Consider the following 24,249-nt stretch of genomic DNA (forward strand, 5'->3'; position numbering starts at 1 on the left):
ACCTATTTTTTTATATATCTCCTATATGTGTAAAGGATTTGTTTTATTCGATCTCTACGCTATGTTTTACCGGGGTGAGAATGAAAGTGAACTCATAATCACCATAAGGAATTTGGTATTTCGGAAGTGCGATAGTTCCCCAGCTATTTACACAACCTAATCCCATCTGTACCTTATCGAGACAAAGGTTTGTCAAGTCGGCTTCCTCTACTTCGGGAGAATGTCTTTGGTCCTTTCGGGCGCCATCATCCAAAGACTCGATCGTATAATGCAAAGCAGAAGCAGAGAAAGGAGCAGAGGCTACGATCTCAATACCGTTACCGGCCTCGTTTAGCATTTTCCACCAGCGTATATCCGACTTCGTTCCATTTTCTTGCGGACGGATATACGGATAGAATTGCTCATCTACGGTTTGGCGGTAAATGGCTAAATCAGCATTACCCTTGCGGTCTATATAGTTTTCTACAGGACCACGACCATAGTATTCGATATTCTCGAAAGATCTCGGCATCGGCATTTGCATACCGAAACGGAACATGGGAGATACCTTAGCGTTTTTGTCCGCTGTCATTTTCTGGGTGACTTTTATAGCCCCCTTGTTGTTGATTACGTATGTCAAGTTCAATTTGGCAGATACAGTCGGCATATCGTAAGCAGCCTCTACGATCACTTGTTTGTTTTCCATTCGTTGGTTCAAAGAAGTCAGTTTCATTTCCGGTTTTTTCCATGCGGCATACTTTTTCTGCAGGCCAGCTCCGAAATCATTGTCTGTCGGCGCACGCCAGAAGTTAGGAGTCAAAGCCTCTCCCTCCTTGATCATGTCTTGCCCATTTACCTCGTATTTGATCAGATAACCATTCTTGCGGTTGAACTCGGTACGGAAACCACAACCTTCTACGATCAGATAATTTGCGTCGTTATCTTGTACGACTGGAGCTTTAGTCTCGATATTGATTGTCTTCACGTTCTTCAATTCCATTGATGGAGCTTTGTACGGGTTCAATGTCAACTGATCTTTGGCTACAGTATGTCCGGCGGGTAATAAACCCTCGCGATTCTTCAATTTATAAGATATGTTTAGCAACCACTCTGCGCATTGACAGGTTTCGCCTAGATCCAATCGGATCGTTGCTGTCTGCCGAGGAGCCACTTTCAAGTCATCCACACGTCCGCTACGAACTACCTTGCCTCCTTTCAGCATTTCCCATTCCAGATAATAAGAGGAAAGGTCGCGGAAGAAATATTCGTTGTAAACCTTGATCTCGCCTTTCGTCAGATCGCCAGGGGTTGTCCAGATATCTTGATAATAATAACCCACCTCGTACATATGCGGATTCGGTACACGATCCGGGCTGATCAAACCGTTATCGCAGAAATTATTGTCGCTAGCGTCGAACTTATTGAAATCACCGCCGTAGGCGTAAATCATTTTTCCGTTCTTACCTGTCCAGCGTACGGATTGATCCACGAAGTCCCAGATGAAACCACCTTGATATTTCGGGTATTTACGGATCAAATCCCAATATTCCTTGAAACCGCCTTGGGAGTTACCCATGGCATGAGCGTACTCACATTGTATTAAAGGCTTTTGCATGGAGTTATCCTCGCAATATTTAGCGCAATCTTCGTAATTGTAATACATCGGGCAGAAGATATCTGTCTTTCCTGTCTTTCCGGCTTGTTCGTATTGTACGGCACGGCTAGGGTCTTCGTTTTTGATCCAGTCGTAAGCGGCCTCGAAGTTAGGACCGTATCCAGCCTCGTTACCCAAAGACCAGAAGATGATACTAGGATGATTGAAACCACGTTGGACGTTACGTTGGTTACGTTCCAGATGCGCTTTTTTATAGGATGGGTTCTTGGCTAACGTCTTTTCGCCATATCCCATTCCGTGAGATTCTACATTGGCCTCGGCTACGACATAGATACCGTATTTATCACAAAGATCGTACCAAAAGTTATCATCCGGGTAGTGGCAGGTACGAACAGCGTTCAAATTGAATTTCTTCATGATCTGTATGTCTTGTATCATGCGCTCACGTGAAACGACATAACCACCATCGGGATCCATCTCATGACGGTCGGCACCTTTGAAAAGAACCGGTTGCCCGTTCACAAGTATCTGGGCGTTCTTTAATTCGATCTTACGGAAACCTACTTTTATGGGAATGACCTCGATTATTTTGCTTCCTTCTTTCAAAGTAGCCCGTAAAGTATATAAATAAGGAGTCTCTGCGGTCCATTTATGGGGAGAGGAGACTTCTATCGTTGTGTTGACCTTCCCGGAAGCGTTCAAAGATTGGGTGGCAACCGCTTTATTTTGGGCATCCAATAGCTCAAGCTCTACTGTACCTTTACCCTTCATGGTCAGGTTAACAGCCAGCGAGCCATTTTTGTATTGAGCGTCCAAATCCGGAGTTATGCGTATATCAGCAATCTGTTGCTTTTGGTTACGGGCGTATAAATAACAATCACGGCCGACACCGCTATAACGGAAGAAATCTTGATCTTCCAAATAGGTTCCATCGCACCAGCGGAATACTTGGAAAGCGATCAAATTCTTTTGTCCCGGTTTCAAGTAAGAAGTTAAATTAAACTCCGCTTCCAGCTTGCTATCTTCGCTATAACCCACGTACTTTCCGTTTACCCATAGATACATATTAGAGGTGACGGAACCGAAATGAGCGATAATCTCTTTTCCTTTCCAGTCGGCGGGAACCACGAATTCACGGCGGTAAGAGCCCACATGGTTATTAATGATAGGGACTTCAGGAGGGTTGTTCTTGAATTGCTCACGCCAAGCATAACCAACGTTTACGTAGAGAGGATCTCCGTATCCGTTCAGTTCCCATACACCGGGAACTGGCATATTGTTCCATCCTTTGTCATTGTAATCGGTTCGCCAGAAATCGGTAGGACGAGCGTCGGCATTCTTTACCCAAAAGAATTTCCAAGGACCATTCAAGGTCATAAAGTTCTGGGATTGTTCTTTGGACTCCTTCGCTGCTACCTCAGCGTTCTCGTAGGCGAAAAAATTTGTGTGCATCGGAGCACGGTTTACGGCGTTGACCTCGGGATCCCGCCACTCATTCGACTGGGCTGCCGCAGTGAAAACTAAAGCGGCAAACAGTCCGGTCATTAATTGTCTTTTCATGCTATTAAGTTTTTTATGTAGCTTTACGGAATTGCAAAACTAAGAATAAAATTCCGGGTATGGCAATAATTCCGGCGGAAACTAACAGAGCGACACGCAAAGAATAGAAATCATTTAGCCAACCTATAAATGGGGCAATAGCGGCAAACATCAAGCGGATCACAAAGTTGCGGATCGATAATACCGTAGCCCGCATTTCCGAGAAGGTCATTTGATTAATGTACCCTTTCAAGATAGGTGTGGCGAATCCTCGGATGATATAGAAAATAAACAAGATCGCTAATCCCCAGTAGGTAAGGTTATAAGCAAGCGATATATAGCCACCGACGATTACAAAAAGTATGAACGTATTTGATTTATGCATCCCGAAATATCGTTCTACCCGGTCGGAATAGAGAGCGGATATCCCCACTGTCAGATTGAGCACGGTCCAGATGATACCGTAATAGGAGGTTGGGGCTTCCAACGTCATCAATACGGGTTGCACGAACCATGCCATCGTTAATGTAGCAGCCCCGATGATACCGGAAAACATGATGTTATAACATAGCTTACGGTTCGTGACCAAAGAATACTTCAAAATGCGGACAATCTCGGAAGCCGGATTTTGTACTTTGCTCTTAGTATTGAATTCCTGTAAGGCGAACGCCGCCGGAATACCGATAAAAGAGACAAATGCTTGGGCGTAAAACGGTAATCGCAAGGAATAAGCGGCCAACAATCCACCGAATATCCCGGCGATGGCCTCGGCGAAATTACCGATCATCGTGATTCGTCCCTCGTACCGTAAATAAAGTTCTTCTTTTTTGTATCGCACGGTTGTATCGTAAAGCAGTGCTGAGTCCGCTCCGTTTACCAAGGTTTGCCCGGTTCCCAACAAGATTTCGGCAAAAAGAAAGGCTACAAATGTGGAGGTGAGAGAATAACATAGGTATCCACCAAAAAAAAGTATACAGCCTAGAATCAAGCATTTCTTACGTCCCCATACATCTGCCAGATAACCCGAAGGAATCTCTAAAGCGACAGCGGCGATCGAGTATACGCTCTTTAAAATAAATACGTCTTGTAGTCCTAACCCATGATCCTCGTAGAAAAGGACGATGATAGGCATTACAAGCGAGAACCATTTGGATAGTTTGATCAGATAGAGAGCGAGAATATTTTGTTTCATACTTTTCACCAAGATTGCTCTGTAGTTTTTTATTTAGACACGCAAATGTCCGAATTCTTTACCAATAGGGAATGATTATCCCTTAGTTTCCGTCTCTCTATATATTATTGAAGAGGAACAACCGCTTTGGATTTTGCGCTTTGAATGGCTGCATCCAATATACGTACCACCATTAGGTTATTCTCTAACGAGGAAAGATCCGTGGAAGGTACATCGATTTCTTTGCGGACGGCGGCTTTCAAGAAATAAAAGGAATCATTATAAGGAGCATTCAAAGGAGGTGCTATTTCTTGGCGTTCCTTTCCTTTTGTATAGATTCGCATTTCTTTAGGTGTATCTTGATAAATATATCCTTTATCGCCATAGATATGCATATCTTTTCTACCCATTGGCCAACACCATGATCCCATGATCTGGACAGTTGCAGAAGGATATTCCACGATAATAGTCGCATCATCGTCTACCTTAGGATAAAGATTTGGTTTATTCCGCTGTAGAACGGCGTATACGCTAAGAGGTTTTTCATCTTTCATGAGACGGGTGGCTAAATTGGCTCCGTAACATCCGAAATCAATAACCGCTCCACCGCCATTCAGCACGGGATCGGTCAGCCAATCTGTGAACTCTTTTCCACAGTTGATCTCGAAGGGGCCTTGATGTCCGTCGTATACGTTGATACGATTGATCTTCCCGATAGCGCCACTGTCGATAAGGCGAAATGCCTCATGGTTGGTATTATACCATGTCGTCTCGTAGTTGGTAAGCAACAAGATATTATTCTCACGGGCGAGCGATGCCATCCGGGTAGCATGTTCGCTATTAACGGCCAACGGCTTTTCTACCATAACGTGTATGCCTCTCGGCGCACAAGCCTCTACTACACGAAGATGGTCGTAGATGGGCTCGTATACGATGACCGCCTCCGGATGAGTTTTGTCCAGCATCTCGCCAAGGTCTGCATAGAACAGGTTAGGCTCCAGTTTATCTCGTAGTCCGTTATGTTCCCGTAAGTAATCATCTTTCTCGGCAACTCCGACAATCTTGAAATCTCCTCTATCCAAACGCCTTATCACCTCCCATAGATGTCCGTGGGATACTCCTGCCACTGCTAGTCGTAAAGGTTCTCCATCTTGTCCTTTTACCGTGAGTGTTAAGAACGTAAATGCGCATAACATAAGTAAGTAGCGTGTAATCTTCTGTATATTCATGATATTATCTATATATAGTTTTTACAAAGATATACGATTATTTCTTACCTTTGCAACCCATTACTATTCTGATAAAGGAAAACAGTATAATTTAGAAATATAAAGAAATGGCAAAAGAGCTGAAAGAACTTACACCGAGAAGTGTAAACTATTCGCAGTGGTACCAAGATTTGGTAATTAAGGCAGATTTGGCAGAGAATTCTGCCGTGCGTGGCTGTATGGTGATCAAGCCTTACGGATACGCTATCTGGGAGAAAATGCAGCGTATCTTAGACGATATGTTCAAGGAAACCGGTCATGTGAACGCTTATTTCCCCTTGTTAATCCCGAAGTCTTTCTTAAGCAAAGAAGCTGAACACGTGGAAGGGTTCGCCAAAGAATGTGCCGTGGTTACTCACTATCGTTTGAAGACAAATCATGACGGTACGGGAGTTGTTGTAGATCCGGCGGCTAAATTGGAAGAGGAATTGATTATCCGTCCGACTTCGGAGACGATTATATGGAATACATACCGTAACTGGATTCAGTCTTATCGTGACCTGCCTATCTTGTGTAACCAATGGGCGAATGTAATGCGTTGGGAGATGCGTACTCGCTTGTTCCTTCGTACGGCTGAGTTCTTGTGGCAGGAAGGCCATACCGCTCACGCTACTCGTGAGGAAGCGGAGATAGAGGCTAAGAAAATGCAGGAAGTTTATGCGAATTTCGCAGAGAATTATATGGCGATGCCGGTAATCAAGGGTGTGAAGTCTGAGAGCGAACGTTTCGCCGGTGCTTTGGATACTTATACGATCGAGGCAATGATGCAGGATGGAAAGGCTTTGCAAGCTGGAACTTCCCATTTCTTGGGGCAGAACTTCGGTAAGGCTTTCGACGTAACTTTCATCGATAAAAACGGTAAGAGCGATTATGCTTGGGCTACTTCTTGGGGTGTTTCCACTCGATTGATCGGTGCGTTGATTATGTCTCATTCCGATGATAACGGTTTGGTATTGCCTCCACATTTGGCTCCGATACAAGTAGTGATCGTACCGATCTACCGTAGCGCTGAGCAATTGGCGCAGATTAGCGAGAAAGTCGTTGGTATCATGACTAAATTGAAAGCTTTAGGTGTTTCCGTGAAATATGATGACGCTGATAATAAGAAGCCAGGCTGGAAGTTCGCCGAGTACGAGTTGAAAGGAGTTCCTGTTCGTTTGGCTATGGGTGGTCGTGATCTGGAGAATAATACGATTGAGGTAATGCGCCGTGATACTTTGGAGAAGGAGACGATCTCTTGTGATGGTATTGAGGAATACGTGAAGAATCTGTTGGAGGAAATTCAAGCAAATATCTTCAAGAAAGCATACGATCACCGTGAGGCTAATACCGTGAGTGTAGATACATATGAAGAATTTAAGGAGAAGATCGAGGAGGGTGTCTTCATCATGGCTCATTGGGATGGAACTCCGGAGACTGAGGAGTTGATCAAGAATGAGACGAAAGCTACGATCCGCTGTATTCCTTTAGATGGTGATAAGACTCCGGGTAAGTGTATGGTAACGGGTAAACCATCGGCTTGTCGGGTACTGTTCGCTAGAGCTTATTAACAGAAATGATATTAACTGATAGAACGAGAGATACTTTTTAGGGTATCTCTCGTTTTTTTATTTATTCGGTGATCCTTTCCCTTAAATTGCGTTCCTCCGCACTGATGGATGTAAATAAAGGTTAGCTCAAGCCTTCGATCATTCCGTCCACGATATCAATTTTTCGGGCTTGCGGCTCTTTCGGAAGTCCTGGCATACGCATGATCTCACCCATGACGACAACGATCATCTCGGCTCCGTTATTGATGATTACATCTCGTACTTTTAGTTCGAAATCTTTAGCGACCCCATAAGCTTTCGGATCAGAAGAGAATGAATATTGAGTCTTGGCGATACAAATCGGATAATGGGAGATACCCAGGTTTTCGATCTGACGCAATTTTTTATCGGCCAAAGTCGTATAAACAATCGAGGAAGCCCCGTAGATCTTCTGGGCCACTTTTTGCACCTTTGTACGGATCGGATCATCCAGGTCATATGTATATTGCAAAGGAGCGGAAGGATTATTTTCGATCGTGTCAACCACTAAACGGGCAAGTTCCGTGCCTCCTTCACCTCCCTCGGCGAAAACGTTGTTCATGGCGAATCCAACTCCTTTTTCCTTACAATGCTCAGCCACTACAGTGATCTCTTCGTCCGTATCAGTCGCATAACGGTTGAAAGTTACGATTACTTGCTGGCCGAAACTCTTCATATTCTCGATGTGCTTATCCAAGTTTACAAATCCGTTTTTTAATCCTTCGATATTCGGTTCCTTGATTTCTTTTTCCGGAACGCCACCGTGAAGTTTCAAGCTTTGAGCGGTCGCTACGATAACTGTCAGTTTAGGTGAAAGACCCGCTTTTCTACATTTGATATTAAAGAACTTCTCTGCGCCCAGATCAGCACCGAATCCAGCTTCCGTGATTACATAATCTCCATAAGTAAGAGCCATTTGGGTGGCCAATACGGAATTACATCCATGAGCGATGTTAGCGAAAGGACCTCCATGTACGAATGCGGGAGTATTCTCCGTGGTTTGTACTAGGTTTGGTAGTAATGCATCTTTTAGTAATACGGTGATAGCTCCGGCTATACCAAGGTCATTTACCGTAAAAGGTTTATCGTCGTTCGTATAACCCAATAGTATATTTCCGATACGGCGTTTCAAATCCTCAATATCCGTTGCCAAGCAAAGGATTGCCATGATCTCGGAAGCGGGAGTGATGTCAAATCCAGTCTCGGTAGGCACGCCGTTCGCTGAACCGCCTAGGCCCGATACGATGTTGCGTAAACTCCGGTCGTTTACATCGAGTACCCGTTTCCATTTAATTTCCTTCAAACCTTCGCAAGTGTTGCGGGTCTGATAAATATAATTATCCAATAAAGCGGTAATCATGTTATGGGCAGAAGTAACCGCATGAAAATCTCCTGTAAAATGTAAATTGATGTTTTCCATAGGAAGCACTTGGGCATGTCCACCTCCGGCCGCACCACCTTTCATGCCGAAGCACGGGCCAAGAGACGGCTCACGTAAAGCGACTACCGCTTTCTTCCCGATTTTATTCAGTCCTAAGGCCAGACCAATCGAAACCGTAGTCTTTCCGATTCCTGCTTTAGTGGGAGTAATAGCGGTCACTAAAATTAAATTATGCTGGTCTATTTGTTTTTTATCAATCAAATGGATAGGAATCTTAGCGATATACCTACCATAATTTTGTACTTCCTCACGAGGGATTCCTAACGTTGTCGCAACTTCCTTAATTTTACGTAAGTCTGTTTCTCTTGCTATCTCAATGTCCGATTTCATGTGCTTTATGTAAGTTTATATAGTTTGAACAAAGTAAATCTAATTTATTATAATAACAAAATGATACGGAATAAGCTTTCTTATCTTTATAAAATAATAAGATTGTACAGTTTTGATGTTTTTGTGATGGAAAAGATGATTTTTGATTTATTTGTGATAGTATTTAATCCTAAAATATACTCTTTTGTAAAGTAAACTTTAGAAAAGTCTGCATTTTGATTGTTATATTCTTAAAGAAAATAGTCTTTAAAATCCTCTACTTGCGACAATAAGATTAATGAAAAGAAGGCTGCTTGGATTGTAATTGCTTTCCGGGCAACCTTCTTGTATTTTAACGAGGTTGGATGATCAGCAAAGAGAAATAGGGGAAAATTTTGGAATGTATGATATCGGTATCAGTTGTATAGTATTCTTTTTTAGTTCCGACATTCTCGAAATAATGAAAAATAGCTTTGTCCGCATATTGCTGGATACAAGCATGGATAGCCGTTTGACAACTCGGTAATTTCATGATGACAATAATCATTCCATTCTCTATTTTTGCAGAAAGCTCATCGAACGACGCAGTCCCGGGGATTACGTTAGTTTGTTCTTCTTGTTTTACGATATGTATCCCGGCCAAGGCTCCTGCCGCTATAAAAGCAGGAATCCCCGCAATTCGATCTACTGGGATTCCTGTTTCTTTAAATTTATCGTATACGTATTGTATGGAGGAATAAAAACCTGCGTCTCCCTCGGCAACGATTACGATTTGTTTTTCTCTCAAATATTCAGCTTGGGCATTCAGAAATAATTCGTTATATACGTTTAACGCATCCATCCGTTCTTTGCTCATCGGTAAAATAAACGGATGGATCGAAGATTCGTTTATATCTAGTGCTTTCATTATATCCATCGCACGAGATATGATACCATGTTTGCCTCGTGTGGCCGGACAGTAGATGATATCGGCCTTTTGTAATGTTTTAAGCCCTTTCAACGTGATTAATTCTGGATCTCCGGGACCTAATGAAACGAAATGAATAGGATGATTCATGTATGTCTGTCTTTATTTGAAACGCAAAAGTCTTTAAATTTGTGGAGGTATACAAATATTCTTACTATTTTTGTTGCGGAAACAGGTTCCGCTTATCTCTTTTCCGGGAAGCGGATTAAAAGGGAACCGGGTGAGAATCCCGGACAGACCACGCTGCTGTGAGCTTCTAAACATTCGGACAATACCTTGGCCACTGATTTTGTAATCGGGAAGGCGTTCAGAATGGAAGTAAGTCAGAAGACCTGCCGGTTCATAAATAAATGTTGCTGTCCCGTGGAGCAGGACGAGAGTAACTTTCAATGATCAACTGTCAACTAAATAAGGATTATGAATAAATTTATAGCAGGTGGATGCTTGCTTTTATCGGTATTGGTTTTATCATGCACTTCCGGTACTCGTGAAAAAGGAAAAACAGGAGAAACGGTTTCTGTAGAGCAGTCTACATTTTTGCAAGAGCAAATAAAACCTTTATATGCTCAGGGTTTTAAACTGACCTATACGGATCAATATATCTTGGCCGATATCCAAGATCCTCAAAATAAGGAAAGCGCTACGTTTCATTATGCATTCGTGAAAAGAGGTACGAAACCTGCTGGGATTTCTGCTGATTATACGGTGATAGAGCTTCCTATCCGGAGTGTTATATGTATGACATCTTTGCAATTATCGAACTTTATTAAATTAGACGCATTAAATAAGGTGGTCGGGATTACCAGTACGCGACATTTATTCAATGAAGAGATGAATGAACGTCTGAAAGAGGGTAAAACCGCTAAAATCGGTATTGAGGGAAATTTTGATAACGAGGTTATCATGAGCATGAATCCTGATTTAATCTTAGTATCACCCTTCAAACGGGGCGGTTATGAAACATTGAAAGACGTAGGTATTCCTTTGATTCCACATTTAGGTTATAAAGAGACTACACCACTGGGACAGGCCGAATGGATCAAGTTCATAGGCTTATTATTAGGGATAGAAAAAGAGGGAAACGAGCGTTTTGTTGCCATTGAGAAGAAATATAATGATTTAAAGAAACTTACGTCAGATGGTAAAGTTAGAAAACGTCCGATCGTTTTTAGTGGCGAATTACGGGGTGGGAATTGGTATGCTGTAGGAGGAAAGAGTTTCTTGGCGCAGCTTTTTAAGGATGCCGGCGCTAATTATTTTTTGAAAGATGATGAACGTTCTGGAGGCGTTACATTAGACTTCGAGACAGTCTATAATCAAGCGGATGATGCTGATTATTGGCGTATCGTGAATAGTTTCCCGGGAACATTTAGCTATGAGGCATTGAAAGAGCAAGATCCCCGTTATGCGGATTTCCGTGCGTTCCGGGAGAAAGGGATTATCTATTGTAATATGAAAAATACACCATTTTATGAGAGCATGCCGACAGAACCGGAGGTTGTCTTAGCGGATTTGCTACATATCTTTCATCCAGATTTATTACCAGACCATGATCCGGTTTATTATTCTCAACTTAAATAAGGGAAGCTGATGAGACATTCGAATACCCTGTGGATGCTGGCGATTATTGCCGCTATTTTTGTTTTGATCTTTTTGAATCTGGTCTTGGGTTCGGTCTCTATTCCACTTCAATCTGTTTGGCATATTATTTGGAATTCAGGAGATGAGCCTATTACATGGCAGAATATTATCTGGAAATCCCGGCTTCCACAGGCATTGACAGCATTGGTTGCGGGAGCAGGCCTATCCATCAGCGGTTTGCAGATGCAAACTGTTTTTCGTAATCCGTTGGCCGGACCTTCGGTCTTAGGTATCAGTTCAGGAGCGAGCATGGGGGTTGCTTTCGTAGTGTTGTTGAGTGGTAGTTTGGGAGGTGTTGCCTTGAGTAAACTTGGTTTTATGGGGGAGATCGCTTTATCGATAGCGGCTGTGATTGGCTCTTTATCCGTAATGGCGCTGATTGTATATGTTTCCCAAAAAGTAAAAGGAAATGTCACCTTATTGATTATCGGTGTAATGATCGGTTACGTGGCGAACGCCGTGATCGGTGTTCTTAAGTTCTTTAGTGTCGAGGAGGATATTCGTGCATACGTGATTTGGGGATTAGGTAGTTTTGCCCGTGTTTCCGGTAATCAGATGATGTTGTTCGTGTTTCTTATGACAATCTTGATCCCTCTCTCGTTCTTGCTTATCAAGACGATGAACTTGATGCTTCTAGGAGATAGCTACGCACGTAACTTGGGACTTAATATTAAGCAGGCTCGTTTGTTGGTTATTACCTCGGCTGGGGTACTTACTGCGATTGTCACGGCTTATTGCGGGCCTATTATTTTCTTGGGGCTAGCTGTTCCACATTTATGCCGGGCTATATTTCAGACTTCCGATCATCGGATTTTGATGCCCGCAGTTTTATTTGTAGGTGCGGCGTTAGCATTAATCTGTAATTTGATTGCCCGTATGCCGGGCTTTGAGGGGGCGTTACCCGTTAATTCGGTAACAGCTTTAGTCGGGGCTCCTGTAGTGGCTTCGGTGTTATTTAGAAAACGTAAGAATGAATTGAACGAATAAGATGAAACAGGATACGATTCACATAAACGGACTTTCGATCGGTTATCATTCCAAGAGTAGTACGAAGTTGGTAGCGAAAGATATACACTCTACGATCTATAGTGGAGAATTAACCTGTTTGCTGGGAGCTAATGGGGTAGGAAAGTCTACTTTATTGCGTACGTTATCAGCTTTCCAACCGAAATTAGGGGGTGAGATATTGGTTTTGGGAAAAGATATAGATGCCTATTCTGATAAGGAACTTAGTACTACAATTGGTGTAGTGCTGACTGATAAGTGTGAGATCCGGAATATGTCGGTGCGAGAATTGGTCGGAATGGGACGTAGCCCGTATACAGGTTTCTGGGGTAAGTTGAGTAAAGATGATAAGCGAATCGTGGAAGAATCCATCGCCCTTGTTCGCATCGGAGAATTGGCATCTCGCATGGTACATACGTTATCTGATGGAGAACGCCAAAAAGTGATGATCGCTAAAGCGCTCGCTCAAGAGACTCCGATTATTTACTTGGATGAGCCTACCGCATTCCTTGATTTTCCCAGTAAGGTAGAGATTATGCAATTACTTCATCATTTAACCCGGCAAACGAATAAGACGATATTTATGTCGACTCACGATTTGGAACTGGCCCTTCAAATATCGGATAAGATTTGGTTGATGGATAAAGCGAATGGAATCTCTACGGGTACTCCTGAGGATTTGGCATTGAGTGGTCACCTAAGTAATTTCTTTGCTCGGAAAGGGATCGTCTTTGATAAGGAGACCGGATTATTCCGTATAGACAATCAGTTTTCCCGACAAGTTCGCCTTGTTGGACATGGCCAAAAATACGCAATGGTACGTAAAGCGCTTCAACGAAACGGAATTTTGGCGAACCGAGAGGTAGAATCGAATATCTGGATTGAGACTGGCGATTTAAAGACTTCTGGTTTTATCATCCATGAGACTTCCGGTAGTACTTATACCCCTTTGACAATAGAGGAATTACTCGCTTATTTTGATATTGAGAAATCATAATTATGATTTCTATAATTTATCTGTTTTTCAAATGATTTCTAACTTATGCGATAAGTTCTCAATCTTCTTACACTCTTCTGTTCTGGTTCTCATTTTTATCTCTACTTTTGTTTATAAAACAATTTACAGTTTTAATTGTTATATGTATGAAGAGTCGATAAAGAGGAAAGTTATCAACTTGGAATAAATTATCAGTGAACTTTTTCGAACGATCTTCTGTTATATTATAAAATGATTCAGAAATCACGTTGATAATAGTCATCACAGAATAAATTTGTTAGTAGTATTTGTTTTTTCATATAAGTAGAGTTTGTTATTTGTTTAGTCCGCATGTAGCTGTGAAGCTGGATGCGGATTTTTTTCATTTAATGATTACAAACCTTTGTGATATCTACGGTGAAACCATTCTCAACAGGTATGAATTTGCCCTTTTGCTTCAGGAACATGATTAACTCGTCTGCATCCATATTTTCCGCGGAACAAGTATAGAAACGCTGATCCTCTCCGAAAGTCTTGATAATCGCTTCTTTTAAAGAAGCTTCTGAATAACTATTTCCCTCCATCATATGAAGGACTTCATGTGCATGTAACTGTTTCATAAATCAAATTACTTAATTATAAAATACTTGAATATAACAAATAACGAGAGGCTTTTGATTGCTGAAGAGTCATAGTTATAAGTAAAGACAATCTCATAACTATGATTTTTTCTTATAGTAATGAAAGCGCTCTAGTATTTCCCGTACATAATTATATGTTTCCGATCCACGTAGGTATCCGTGTTTACAAACAGGATCGTTGTAATATTCGGGGTCATTTTTTAAACGGATATATTCCGCTACATTATTATCCCATTTATTAGGATCTTTCCCATATTTCTTAGCCAAGCGTTGTGCGTCGTAAACATGTCCGATTCCTGCGTTGTAAGCCGCAAGAGTAAACTTGATTTTCTCTTCAGGATCCGTTATCTCGGAAAAACCTTGGCGAAAGCGCCGTAAACAATCCACTGCCGTACGGATTCCCGTATCCGGATCTTTCAGCTCATGCGGGGTAACACCTAATGCTTTCGCCGTGTTTGGCATGATTCCCATAAGTCCTTCGGCTCCGGCCCATGATACGACGTTAGGATTGAAATGAGACTCTTGGTAGGAGATAGATGCCAACAATTGCCAATCCCATCCTATGTTTTTCGCATGCTTTTTGAACAAAGGGTCATATGGGGAAATATGTCCATTCTTTACTTTTGGTATATCGGCTGTAAAAGGACGTTTACTCAACTCGAAGTATCGTTTAGTAACTGCTTTAAAAGAGTATTTACCTGTTTTATCGGAAGCCCATTCATTGATCGCTTTCGCTAAATCCGGGCTACTTTTCCTTACCACCCAAGAGGAACGTTGAGGAAAACTAACTTTTAAGTCGACATTGATATTCCAATAATAGGTTTTGTTTAAGCGGGCGGTGTTATCATCGCTAATTGTATAGGGAATCTCGCCCAAGGAAACCATCTCAATAAGATCTTCGGTCGTGATGGAGTCGTTATCCACTTTTTGGATTTGGATTCCTCCTCCTAATTCCTCGTCCAAGTTCTTCAACCGTTCGGAGTATTTGGTATTGGGTTTTACGTAAACTTCTTTATCAATCAATTGAGTGACATCGGTGAGGGGCTTATCTCCTTTATTAGCCCGTTGTATCAACACTTGGCTGGAAATATCCTCCCGACCGCAATAAATAACCTCCTGCTTAAGCTTGTTGTTGATCGGAATCGGGAAAGCGACAATATCGGCCTCGCCAGTTTCCAACATCTCTATCAGCCGGGCAGGATTCTCTGCGACCTTGATGTTTAATTTCAAGCCTTGGCTTTTGACAAAATCACTAACCAGATCATATTCGTAGCCCATAGGTTGCATCTTATATTGGAAGTAGGAGGTAGAGCTGTACAAAGTTACCGCTGTGATCTCTCCTGCCACTTTCAGTTGTGGCAAATCCACGGAAATAGAAACATCCTCTTTCTCTTCTTGTTTGTTACCACTGCAACCATACAAGAAGAACAAAAAGAACAGAATGGGGATGTATTTCCTATACATTATTATATACTTATTTTTTCTCAAGTAAGACCACGTTCTCCACATGATGCGTATGGGGGAACATATCCACTGGACGAACTTTCTTGACGGCGTATTTTATGCTCAGTAAACTCAAGTCGCGAGCTTGCGTAGCAGGATTACAGCTAACGTAAACGATACGTTCCGGCTCGGCGAAAAGGATGGTATTAATCACATCGTCGTGCATACCGGCACGCGGTGGATCTGTGATAATAACATCCGGACGTCCGTGTTGGTTTATGAAATCCTGTGTCAAGATATCCTTCATATCCCCGGCATAGAAAAGCGTGTTCTCTATGTGGTTCAAGGAAGAATTCACTTTCGCGTCTTCGATGGCTTCCGGCACATATTCGATGCCGATAACTTTCCGGGCTTGGCGAGAGACGAAATTTGCGATCGTGCCTGTTCCGGTATATAAATCATACACCATCTCGCTTCCGGTAAGACCAGCGAACTCTCTCGCTACTTTATATAGATTATAAGCCTGTTCACTGTTTGTCTGATAGAAAGACTTAGGACCTACCTTGAATTGAAGCCCCTCCATCTCCTCGATGATATGGTCTTTTCCTTTGAACACGAGGACCTCCTGGTCTGTGATCGTATCGTTACATTTACCGTTAATAACATACATCAAGGATGTGATTTCCGGGAATCTATTCGCCAGATGAGACAGTAATGCTTCCCTGCGCTCTACATCTTCATGGAAGAAAACCACTACAACCATCAAATCTCCCGTGGATGCCGTGCGAATCATCAAAGTACGTACGAATCCTTCTTGATTACGTAAATCAAAGAAAGGATATCCCTCATGAGACAAACAATATTCCTTGATACAAAGACGGATCTTATTCGAGATGTCATCTTGTAGCCAGCACTTATGGATGTCCAATACTTTGTCGAACATTCCCGGTATATGAAACCCGACACCATTCATGCAATCGAAAGAAGCACCGGACTGTATTTCTTCTTCCGTCAGCCACTTCTTGTTAGAGAAAGTAAATTCAAGCTTATTACGGTAGAAAGTCGTGCGCTCGGAACCTAAGATCGGAAGTTTCTCCTCCATCTCTACTTTTCCTATACGGGTAAGATTATCATAAACCTGCTTTTGCTTATAATAGAGTTGTTCCTCGTAGGGCAGATGTTGCCACTTACACCCTCCGCAAACACCGAAATGATCGCAAAACGGCTTTACTCGTTTAGTCGAGTATTCATGGAAATATACAGGCTTCCCCTCTGCGTAACTGTTTTTCTTGCGAGTCAGTTGAATGTCAACCACGTCTCCCGGAGCTACGAAGGGTACGAATACCACCATATCGTTCACTCTTGCGATAGCCTTTCCCTCGGCGGCTACATCCGTAATGGTTACCTTTTCTAATATAGGCAACTGTTTCTTCTTTCTTGCCAATGTCGTTAAGTTTTAAATTCGCTTCGCGAAATTACTTACAATTCCGCTAAGAACAAAGAGCTTTGTCATTTATACAAGAGCTATCAGTTCCCCTTTCAACAGTGGGCGAAAGGGGAGGACCAATCTTATTCGATTTCCAAGACTGCCGGACAATGATCGGAGTGTACGGCTTGGTTTAATATATAAGCAGCTTTAACTTTAGGCTTCATATTATCGCTAATCATACAATAATCAATACGCCATCCTTTGTTCTTAGACCTGGAATTGAAGCGGTAACTCCACCATGTATACTCTTGCTTATCCGGGTTCAGAAAGCGAAAGGTGTCCGTAAAGCCTGCGGATAAGAAACGGCTCATCCATTCCCGTTCTTCTGGGAGGAAACCACTGTTCTTTGCGTTACGGATTGGGTCGTGAATGTCTATTGGCTCGTGGCAAATGTTGTAATCGCCACAAAGTATCAGGTTCGGATGGGATATCCTTAACTCTACGACATATTTCTGGAAGTCTTCCAGCCATATCATCTTGAAATCTTGCCGTTCGTCTCCACTGGTACCAGAAGGATGATAGACACTAACGATTGATACGTCTCCGAAATCAGCACGGATAAAACGCCCTTCATTGTCATACTTCTCAATCCCCATTCCATATTCGATATGATCCGGCTCCTGTCTTGAGAGGATGGCTACACCACTATATCCTTTCTTTTGGGCACTAAATAAATAAGATTTGTACCCCAGAGCCTCGAATGTTTCTGCCGGGAACTGGTCTGGTTGCAATTTTGTCTCTTGGATACATAAAACGTCCGGTCGCTCTTGAGCCAACCACTCGGGCAACCCCTTGCTTATGGCCGCCCTTAATCCGTTCGTATTGTACGTAATTATTTTCAATTTCTCTACTGTTTAGAAGTGAATGACTTTTATTCTTGTTTCAAAGATACAACTTTTGACGATTTTATATTACTTTCATTCCATAATCAATACATAGAAATTTGTTATATTTGTATAACCAAGAATAATTGACAGGCTATGTTAGGACATTTGAATGATATTCTGGAGAGTTCACAAATCACGACCTCGACGGCTGCCGTGCGATTAGCTATTAGTTTTGTGCTCGGTGCCATTATAGGTGCGGAAAGACAATTTCGCCGAAGAGATGCTGGTATGCGAACTTTTACCTTGATCTGTATGGGATCTGCCGCCGCTATGTTGATATCAATCTGGATACCCCAAACCTATCCCGATTTTTTGAATGGAGATCCTGGGCGTATTGCCGCCCAAGTCCTTACTGGTATCGGTTTCTTAGGAGCAGGAGCTATTATCCAAAGTCATGGAAGCGTACATGGATTAACTACGGCGGCTTGTATCTGGGTGATGGCGGTAGTGGGCTTAGCTGCTGGCGCCGGGATGTTCTTGGCGGCTTCTATCACTACAGCATTCACATTATTTGTGTTGGTCTCCTTAGAAAGGTTGGAACGGCGTATGTATTTGGATGGCGTGAATAAAATACTTACGATAAATTGCTCAACCTCGACTCCCGACCTTAAAAGCATACGGAAAATCTTGGAAGATAGGAGCATATTTATCGTAAGTCTGTCTTATGAGCATAATTACGACAGGAATACATCGACAATTACCTATAAAGTCAATGTGAAATCCAAGTCTTCTTACAGTGAGTTGTTCTCAGAGATCCGCAAACTTGGTTATATATCGCAAATACGCCTTTTGGCTTAACCAATTCTTTTTATTCAAGTTCGCCTTTTAGCATATGCCCGGCGATACGGGCTGCTTCTTCCACGTATTTACGGCAAGGACGCTTGGCATAATATTGCTGCGTGCGAGCAGAAGGAGCAGGGGTTGTCGAGGTCTCTTCCGGAGGAAGAAGGCTACGACAAATGATCGTCCCATGTTTTTCTTTGAACAATGCCGCCATTTTTTGTACCATACCATAGTTACGGGTACGCGCCTCTTGATCTTGCGGATCGAATACCGGATACTTGAATCCGGCCAACATCGCCATGGCGTTTACGGTTCCGCATACCTCACGCATCCGACCAACTCCTCCGCCAAAAGACACAGACATCTTTTTTGCCAACTCTAAATCCAGCTCAAAGATATCCGAGTAGGCGAGGAATACGGATTGGGCACAATTATACCCGGACTCGAAATTGTGGGCCGCTTGGCTCACACGTTCCTCTATATCAAAGGACTTCATAGTCGACGCAAGCTCTGTCTGCCTTTACCGGACCAATAATTCCTTTAGCAACTGCTACATGCTCCGGATGATTAGCGTACGTATTCACATCTTCCAAGGTAGGTAATTCCGTAGTCAGGATAATATCCCAAGTCTCTTCTGGATTACAATTAAAATCCACACGGATCATTTTCAATACCTCTATTTTATCAATCAAGACTTCCAACTTGTCCTTGATCTCTTGCATCTTGGCTTGCTTCTCAGCCGGAGACTGAAACTCCTTCAACTTAAACATTACAATGTGTCTGATCATAATCGCTATACATTAAAATTATATATATTACATCTGTTCTTCCAAATATGAGTCCTTGTATCCAAGGAAATATAAGATACCGTCGAGCCCGATCGTTGAGATGGACTGCTTGGCTGTCGCCTTCACCTTCGGCTTGGCATGGAAGGCTATACCTAGACCGGCGATGCTAATCATCGGTAAGTCGTTCGCTCCGTCGCCAACCGCTACGGTCTGGCGAATATCCACGTTCTCCACTTGCGCTATCAGCCGTAGTAATTCCGCTTTACGTTTACCATCTACGATATCGCCAACATAATTACCCGTTAACTTACCGTTTTTGATCTCAAGGTCGTTGGCGTATACATAGTCGATATTATATTTCTGTTTAAGGAAATTACCGAAATAAGTGAAACCTCCGGAAAGAATAGCGATCTTGAAGCCCACCTTTTTCAAGATACGCATCAGGCGATCTACTCCTTCGGTGATCGGCAGGTTCTCGGCGATCTCCTGCATCACAGATACGTCTAGACCCTTTAATAAGGCACAGCGTTGGCGGAAACTCTCACAGAAGTCGATCTCTCCACGCATGGCCGCTTCCGTGATCGCTTTTACTTGGTCGCCGACCCCGGCACGTATCGCCAATTCATCGATAACCTCTGTCTTGATCAAGGTAGAATCCATATCGAAACAGATCAAGCGTCGCATACGACGATACATGCTATCCTCTTGGAAAGAGATATCCATCTCCAATTCTGTAGAAAGTTTCATGAACGCCGCTTTCATAGACTCCTTGTCTCTCGGTGTACCACGCACGGAAAATTCCACGCTCGCCTTGGGAGTACGGGCGTTCTCGTCTAACGGAATACGTCCGGTAAGGCGCTTGATATCATCGATATTCATATCTTGCTCCGCTACGATCCGGGAAACACCGGCAATCTGTTTGGCCGTGAGCTTACGGCTTAAGATCGTGATGATATACCGGTTCTTACCTTGCATATCTACCCATTTGCTGTATTCCTGCTCTGTGATAGGATTGAAACGGATATTGACATCTAGCTCATAGCTCTTGAACAGTAGTTCTTTCAATATATTACCGGAATTTCCTTCCGTACTTTGGAACAAGATTCCCAACGACAGATGGTTATGGATATCGGCTTGTCCGATATCAAGGATCACGGCGTTATTTTTGGCCAAAATCTCCGTAAGGGCCGCCGTTACGCCCGGACGATCCGCTCCGTTAATATTTATCAGTATTATTTCGTCGTTTTGTATCATATTTGTCATTCTTTTAGGCAAAAGTACGTAAGAATTATCGAAAAAGAATACATTATATTAAACATTTTTGCTTATATTTGTTTTATCGTATTAACAACGAAATGTTTAATAAGAACCTGGCAACCTTAAAAAGTCCTGACCGGCAGGCGAAATGTATGAGAATCCAATTTGAAATCAAGGAAAAGTTGCCCGACATTATTTCTGAGATACTCCATTCAGATAAGTGGCTGACTTTAGTAAGGGATGAGAATCACGGATTACGACGTGTGACGATTAAAGATCCCTATTTCGATTCGGAGGCATCCGTCGATATCTGGGAACATGAGATTCATGTAACGACAGCTTGGTCTAACTATACCTATCGAATCTACCAAAAAGGTAATTCCGTTTGGTGCGAGTACATCGGTGCTTATAGAGGGTTGCTGGAACAAAATCTTTTGCCTACGATAACTCCGAAAGAAAATATCTTAGACTCGAAGGTACTGAGTAGTTCCTTGTTTGGTGATAGGAAGGAGACCTTGAGAAATTATAGCGCAGAGAACCTGAAGCTGAAGAATTTCAGGCGAGACAATTTCTCGGCAGAATATCAACTGGCTTCTCCACAGGACCATCCTAGGATCGTGTATGATGAGTTCATTAAAGAAGGAGTTCCTGTTCCTCCTCCTGAAGGAAGAAAAGATAGGTCCGGTAATTAAATACCGGACTTTTCTGTTTGGAGAGTTCATCGCATAATGCCCGGATCTTTGTCGCTGTTCCAAAGTTTCTTGTTGCCTTCCTTGAACTTACGACCGAAGTCGAGGTTCCAAGAGAAGGTAAGCATTAACATTCGGGAGAAGTCGTTTGCGTACATGTTCGTATAGCTGGAGGCATAAGCGTTACGATTTTCTTCCACCCGTTTATACTGTTTAGAGAAAGGCATCATCAAGCCGGCTCCGACGGCAAATTTGCCGTGGTTATACCGGAGCATAAACATATGGATATTCTCACCACCTATCAGTGTCTCTCCGACAAACCGGTTATAACTGCTCTGTATTTGGAACATGGCCATGAATCTCTTATACAGAGCCATAATGGAAGCCCGGTAATACCAGTTGGTATAGATATGCGAGTAACTGTTTCCCTCGCTGATGTAGCGATTAACGCCCCCCGTTACGGATAGGCTTACGATCCGCTTGACAATAGGACCGATACGTAATGTCAGGTCTCCACTTAGTTGCTGCCATCTTTTTTGGTTATCGGTAACGCAGATGAATTTATCATTTTCTCGTATTATTTCTTCCATGATCCGGTACGGGCTATTGCTATAGTAAAAATTTAAGTCACCAGTAAATATTCCTTTCTTATATAGGTAATTGGCCTGCATGTCGTAACTCTTGTAAGGTTTTAGGTAGGGATTTCCCCGGCGTATCTGGAGCGTATCGATGTATTGCTCGATGGCGCTTAATTCCGATAGACTGGGCGACACATTGTTTATACTACCGTTTACCCGGAAATACATATCGTTCGTAAAGTCATACTGCAAGGATACCTTAGGACGGAATGTATAATACCGATAATCTTCCTCTCCCTCCTGCCTGAACCATGAGCGGGAAACACCTATCCCGACGGTATAACTCAACTTCTTAGCTTTTCCGCTGAATTCCGTATAGAGGTATGTCTCGGCTTGTCTCATCTTGGTTCGTCCTTCAACCGTTCCGCTATAGGAGTTGTCCGTCCACGACTGGGTGTGTCTCAGTCCTCCACCCAACCGGCTTGTCTCGAATTGCCGCTCGTAGATTCCCTCGCCGATGATGGAATATTTGTCTCCATCTATGTTTGACAAGATATCCGACAAAAGGATATCGTTTTTCCATTCTTGATACATCTGGCTAGCGTTCGTGTTTATGTACGTGCCTACCATGTTAAGTACCAACATTTGTTTATGTGGTAAGGTACGTTGGAAATAAAGATCAAGAGAAGGACACTGGGTAGAGTTATTGTTCGGATTCCAGACGTATGTCTTATCCTCGGGACGATTGTTGGTATAGAGGTTCTTCTTGGTTCCTTTGTCCTCGTCCGACAAGGTGTAACGTAACGTGGCGTTGAAATAATAATGATCATTATCTACCAAGTTATAATTGAACGAGAAGTCATGGGTACTCTCGGACATTCCTTTCGGAAGGCCTTCCGAGGTACGCTCCAGTGTCTCGCCATTCTCGAACCGGAAGGTCTCGGCCCCTTCCGTCCAAATATGGTACGGATTCCGGTAGCGTGCGGCGTATCGCAACCCGAATTCAGATTTCTTATGGTTGAATTTCGCCGATACCTGGTCATCCCCGAAAGAGGTGGTAGGGGAGTTACTGAGGTCCAGATTGACAGAGCCTCCACTTATTTCCCTCCGGACGATGTAATCGAGTACGACAGAGGCGTCGCCGTAACGTAAGCCCGGATTGTCATGGTATTCTACCCGGATTACCTCCTGCGGTGATAATCCCCGGATATCAGACAGCTCCACCTTGATTCCGTTGATGCGGTATTGAATGCTCCCTTCGTTCGGCAACGATACGCTATTCCGGATCGGGTCTACTTGCAAACGGGGAAGCATCAAGGCGCTCAGTAAGTTGATACCGTTGCTGGAGGCCGCTTTTTGCTCGGGAGTAGGAAATGCGATCTTACGGTCGGATGTATTGCGGATGGCAGATGCGCTGACCGTGACCTCATCTAAGGATATGGAAGAGGATGCCAATAAGATTGTGCCGAGATCTATATCTCGGGAAAGCCCTAGGACGGAGACTACTGAGGTCTTGTAACCTATGGAGGAGACAGATACATGATAATCTCCGGCCTCAACCTTCTCGATCCGGAAAAGCCCCTTGCTATCCGTAGTCGTCCCTGTGACGAAAGCAGAATCGGCTGTCTGAAGCGTGATATTCGCAAACTCAAGGGGAGATTTGCCGGATAGATCGACGACTTTTCCCCGAATCTGTAATTGTTGCGCCCGGATGCCCCAAGAAAAGGGTATAAGAAGAGCTACCATAATGATTTGTTTCATTATTGTATGATTTAATGATTAAGAAATAATGTGTATATATGATTGTTATCTAGTCCAAATATCTTCTCCGTTCAGACGGATCTTCTGGATATTGTTAATACGGATATGCAACGTGAGATTTTTATCTTGCCCGGCATCTTTCGCACCGCTAACTAATAATAGAGAATCGTGGCGGCTGACTTCTGGTAAATATCGTTTTTTCCCTTCGTAATAGAGCAACGACCGGTCCTTTGCTTCCAATATTTGCCCCCAAGGAAATTTGGAGGCGGTTCTCGTATCGACTTTTATATTTTCCGCTTTCAACTCTGGATTATCAATCTGTATAATCTGGAAATCTTGGGTGAAACCTGTAAGGTATTTTTCTGACATGAACTGTGCGACACCAAAAGTGAGGGCTGGAACGATATATAATGTTGTTATCAGGGCGATAAATATGCGATTACTTTTTTTCATG

The 24,249-nt window shown here is 42.9% G+C and carries 20 protein-coding genes and 1 riboswitch; of the genes, 6 read left to right on the plus strand and 14 right to left on the minus strand.

Translation table 11 applies throughout. From position 1 onward, the window contains the following. Positions 1–43: 43 nt before the first annotated feature. From Q0110_RS08380 to Q0110_RS08390, 3 genes are all read right to left on the minus strand, one after another. Positions 44–3,154, minus strand: coding sequence for a glycoside hydrolase family 2 TIM barrel-domain containing protein (locus tag Q0110_RS08380; RefSeq protein WP_297905661.1), 3,111 nt, complete (start codon positions 3,152–3,154; stop codon positions 44–46). Between the two features lie 13 nt (positions 3,155–3,167). After that, entirely contained in the window at positions 3,168–4,325 is a 1,158-nt protein-coding gene (locus Q0110_RS08385; RefSeq protein ID WP_297905663.1) for an MFS transporter, read from the minus strand. A 104-nt stretch (positions 4,326–4,429) separates the two neighbouring features. Beyond that, positions 4,430–5,533 carry a Gfo/Idh/MocA family oxidoreductase gene (locus Q0110_RS08390; RefSeq protein WP_297905664.1) on the minus strand — a complete coding sequence of 368 codons (1,104 nt, stop codon included), beginning with the start codon at positions 5,531–5,533 and terminating at the stop codon, positions 4,430–4,432. A gap of 107 nt (positions 5,534–5,640) precedes the next feature. Between Q0110_RS08390 and proS the strand changes: the two genes are divergently transcribed. Next, positions 5,641–7,122, plus strand: a complete 1,482-nt coding sequence (proS, locus tag Q0110_RS08395; protein WP_297905666.1) for a proline--tRNA ligase — start codon at positions 5,641–5,643, stop codon at positions 7,120–7,122. Positions 7,123–7,243: 121 nt separating this feature from the next. Here the strand turns inward: proS and Q0110_RS08400 are convergent, their stop codons facing one another. Together Q0110_RS08400 and Q0110_RS08405 are read right to left on the minus strand one after the other, a co-directional pair. Then, positions 7,244–8,911 carry a formate--tetrahydrofolate ligase gene (locus tag Q0110_RS08400; RefSeq protein WP_297905667.1) on the minus strand — a complete coding sequence of 556 codons (1,668 nt, stop codon included), beginning with the start codon at positions 8,909–8,911 and terminating at the stop codon, positions 7,244–7,246. A gap of 331 nt (positions 8,912–9,242) precedes the next feature. Further along, positions 9,243–9,947 (minus strand): precorrin-2 C(20)-methyltransferase, encoded by a 705-nt coding sequence (locus tag Q0110_RS08405; protein WP_297905669.1) that lies wholly within the window; start codon positions 9,945–9,947, stop codon positions 9,243–9,245. Positions 9,948–10,013: 66 nt separating this feature from the next. After that, positions 10,014–10,212: riboswitch (cobalamin riboswitch) on the plus strand. A gap of 62 nt (positions 10,213–10,274) precedes the next feature. Between Q0110_RS08405 and Q0110_RS08410 the strand changes: the two genes are divergently transcribed. The 3 genes from Q0110_RS08410 to Q0110_RS08420 are packed head-to-tail and all read left to right on the plus strand — an operon-like array spanning position 10,275 to position 13,500. Next, positions 10,275–11,438 carry an ABC transporter substrate-binding protein gene (locus Q0110_RS08410; protein WP_297905671.1) on the plus strand — a complete coding sequence of 388 codons (1,164 nt, stop codon included), beginning with the start codon at positions 10,275–10,277 and terminating at the stop codon, positions 11,436–11,438. A gap of 9 nt (positions 11,439–11,447) precedes the next feature. Then, the gene (locus Q0110_RS08415) at positions 11,448–12,485 is read left to right on the plus strand and encodes an iron ABC transporter permease (RefSeq protein WP_297905673.1); all 1,038 of its coding nucleotides are present in this window, start codon (positions 11,448–11,450) and stop codon (positions 12,483–12,485) included. 1 nt (position 12,486) lies between these two features. Then, positions 12,487–13,500, plus strand: coding sequence for an ABC transporter ATP-binding protein (locus tag Q0110_RS08420; protein ID WP_297905675.1), 1,014 nt, complete (start codon positions 12,487–12,489; stop codon positions 13,498–13,500). A 365-nt stretch (positions 13,501–13,865) separates the two neighbouring features. Here the strand turns inward: Q0110_RS08420 and Q0110_RS08425 are convergent, their stop codons facing one another. From Q0110_RS08425 to Q0110_RS08440, 4 genes are all read right to left on the minus strand, one after another. After that, on the minus strand, positions 13,866–14,099 hold the full coding sequence (locus tag Q0110_RS08425; protein ID WP_297905677.1) for a YecH family metal-binding protein: 234 nt from the start codon (positions 14,097–14,099) through the stop codon (positions 13,866–13,868). Positions 14,100–14,198: 99 nt separating this feature from the next. Next, positions 14,199–15,584: a transglycosylase SLT domain-containing protein gene (locus tag Q0110_RS08430; RefSeq protein WP_297905679.1), complete on the minus strand. Its 1,386-nt coding sequence runs from the start codon at positions 15,582–15,584 to the stop codon at positions 14,199–14,201. 10 nt (positions 15,585–15,594) lie between these two features. Next, positions 15,595–17,007, minus strand: a complete 1,413-nt coding sequence (rlmD, locus tag Q0110_RS08435; RefSeq protein WP_297905681.1) for a 23S rRNA (uracil(1939)-C(5))-methyltransferase RlmD — start codon at positions 17,005–17,007, stop codon at positions 15,595–15,597. A 125-nt stretch (positions 17,008–17,132) separates the two neighbouring features. Beyond that, positions 17,133–17,894, minus strand: coding sequence for an exodeoxyribonuclease III (locus Q0110_RS08440; protein WP_297905683.1), 762 nt, complete (start codon positions 17,892–17,894; stop codon positions 17,133–17,135). Between the two features lie 138 nt (positions 17,895–18,032). On the opposite strand from Q0110_RS08440, the gene Q0110_RS08445 reads away from it, so the two are divergent. Beyond that, the gene (locus tag Q0110_RS08445) at positions 18,033–18,737 is read left to right on the plus strand and encodes an MgtC/SapB family protein (RefSeq protein ID WP_297905685.1); all 705 of its coding nucleotides are present in this window, start codon (positions 18,033–18,035) and stop codon (positions 18,735–18,737) included. Between the two features lie 10 nt (positions 18,738–18,747). Here Q0110_RS08445 and Q0110_RS08450 read toward each other — a convergent pair whose 3' ends face one another. From Q0110_RS08450 to serB, 3 genes are read right to left on the minus strand one after another with little or no spacing between them, the layout of a single operon-like run. Next, the gene (locus tag Q0110_RS08450; protein WP_297905687.1) at positions 18,748–19,218 is read right to left on the minus strand and encodes a C-GCAxxG-C-C family protein; all 471 of its coding nucleotides are present in this window, start codon (positions 19,216–19,218) and stop codon (positions 18,748–18,750) included. Then, positions 19,205–19,510 (minus strand): Dabb family protein, encoded by a 306-nt coding sequence (locus tag Q0110_RS08455; RefSeq protein WP_297905689.1) that lies wholly within the window; start codon positions 19,508–19,510, stop codon positions 19,205–19,207. The genes Q0110_RS08450 and Q0110_RS08455 overlap by 14 nt, the downstream gene beginning before the upstream one ends. A 27-nt stretch (positions 19,511–19,537) precedes the next feature. Next, entirely contained in the window at positions 19,538–20,764 is a 1,227-nt protein-coding gene (gene serB, locus Q0110_RS08460) for a phosphoserine phosphatase SerB (RefSeq protein ID WP_297905691.1), read from the minus strand. A 101-nt stretch (positions 20,765–20,865) separates the two neighbouring features. On the opposite strand from serB, the gene Q0110_RS08465 reads away from it, so the two are divergent. Then, positions 20,866–21,459: a hypothetical protein gene (locus Q0110_RS08465; protein WP_297905693.1), complete on the plus strand. Its 594-nt coding sequence runs from the start codon at positions 20,866–20,868 to the stop codon at positions 21,457–21,459. A gap of 26 nt (positions 21,460–21,485) precedes the next feature. On the opposite strand, the gene Q0110_RS08470 is transcribed toward Q0110_RS08465, so the two are convergent. Together Q0110_RS08470 and Q0110_RS08475 are read right to left on the minus strand one after the other, a co-directional pair. Further along, positions 21,486–23,795 (minus strand): outer membrane beta-barrel protein, encoded by a 2,310-nt coding sequence (locus Q0110_RS08470; protein ID WP_297905695.1) that lies wholly within the window; start codon positions 23,793–23,795, stop codon positions 21,486–21,488. A gap of 45 nt (positions 23,796–23,840) precedes the next feature. After that, a complete protein-coding gene (locus tag Q0110_RS08475) occupies positions 23,841–24,248 on the minus strand; it encodes a hypothetical protein (RefSeq protein WP_297905696.1) in 408 nt (135 codons plus the stop codon). Position 24,249 lies beyond the last annotated feature (1 nt).

This window comes from uncultured Parabacteroides sp. (assembly GCF_947855115.1).
GTDB lineage: Bacteria > Bacteroidota > Bacteroidia > Bacteroidales > Tannerellaceae > Parabacteroides.

Excerpts from the sequence above, each read along its gene's own strand:
- Q0110_RS08380 (WP_297905661.1), bottom strand. The coding sequence starts at position 3,154 with ATGAAAAGACAATTAATGACCGGACTGTTTGCCGCTTTAGTTTTCACT.
- Q0110_RS08385 (WP_297905663.1), bottom strand. The coding sequence starts at position 4,325 with ATGAAACAAAATATTCTCGCTCTCTATCTGATCAAACTATCCAAATGG.
- Q0110_RS08390 (WP_297905664.1), bottom strand. The coding sequence starts at position 5,533 with ATGAATATACAGAAGATTACACGCTACTTACTTATGTTATGCGCATTT.
- proS (WP_297905666.1), top strand. The coding sequence starts at position 5,641 with ATGGCAAAAGAGCTGAAAGAACTTACACCGAGAAGTGTAAACTATTCG.
- Q0110_RS08400 (WP_297905667.1), bottom strand. The coding sequence starts at position 8,911 with ATGAAATCGGACATTGAGATAGCAAGAGAAACAGACTTACGTAAAATT.
- Q0110_RS08405 (WP_297905669.1), bottom strand. The coding sequence starts at position 9,947 with ATGAATCATCCTATTCATTTCGTTTCATTAGGTCCCGGAGATCCAGAA.
- Q0110_RS08410 (WP_297905671.1), top strand. The coding sequence starts at position 10,275 with ATGAATAAATTTATAGCAGGTGGATGCTTGCTTTTATCGGTATTGGTT.
- Q0110_RS08415 (WP_297905673.1), top strand. The coding sequence starts at position 11,448 with ATGAGACATTCGAATACCCTGTGGATGCTGGCGATTATTGCCGCTATT.
- Q0110_RS08420 (WP_297905675.1), top strand. The coding sequence starts at position 12,487 with ATGAAACAGGATACGATTCACATAAACGGACTTTCGATCGGTTATCAT.
- Q0110_RS08425 (WP_297905677.1), bottom strand. The coding sequence starts at position 14,099 with ATGAAACAGTTACATGCACATGAAGTCCTTCATATGATGGAGGGAAAT.
- Q0110_RS08430 (WP_297905679.1), bottom strand. The coding sequence starts at position 15,584 with ATGTATAGGAAATACATCCCCATTCTGTTCTTTTTGTTCTTCTTGTAT.
- Q0110_RS08445 (WP_297905685.1), top strand. The coding sequence starts at position 18,033 with ATGTTAGGACATTTGAATGATATTCTGGAGAGTTCACAAATCACGACC.
- Q0110_RS08450 (WP_297905687.1), bottom strand. The coding sequence starts at position 19,218 with ATGAAGTCCTTTGATATAGAGGAACGTGTGAGCCAAGCGGCCCACAAT.
- Q0110_RS08455 (WP_297905689.1), bottom strand. The coding sequence starts at position 19,510 with ATGATCAGACACATTGTAATGTTTAAGTTGAAGGAGTTTCAGTCTCCG.
- serB (WP_297905691.1), bottom strand. The coding sequence starts at position 20,764 with ATGATACAAAACGACGAAATAATACTGATAAATATTAACGGAGCGGAT.
- Q0110_RS08465 (WP_297905693.1), top strand. The coding sequence starts at position 20,866 with ATGTTTAATAAGAACCTGGCAACCTTAAAAAGTCCTGACCGGCAGGCG.
- Q0110_RS08470 (WP_297905695.1), bottom strand. The coding sequence starts at position 23,795 with ATGAAACAAATCATTATGGTAGCTCTTCTTATACCCTTTTCTTGGGGC.
- Q0110_RS08475 (WP_297905696.1), bottom strand. The coding sequence starts at position 24,248 with ATGAAAAAAAGTAATCGCATATTTATCGCCCTGATAACAACATTATAT.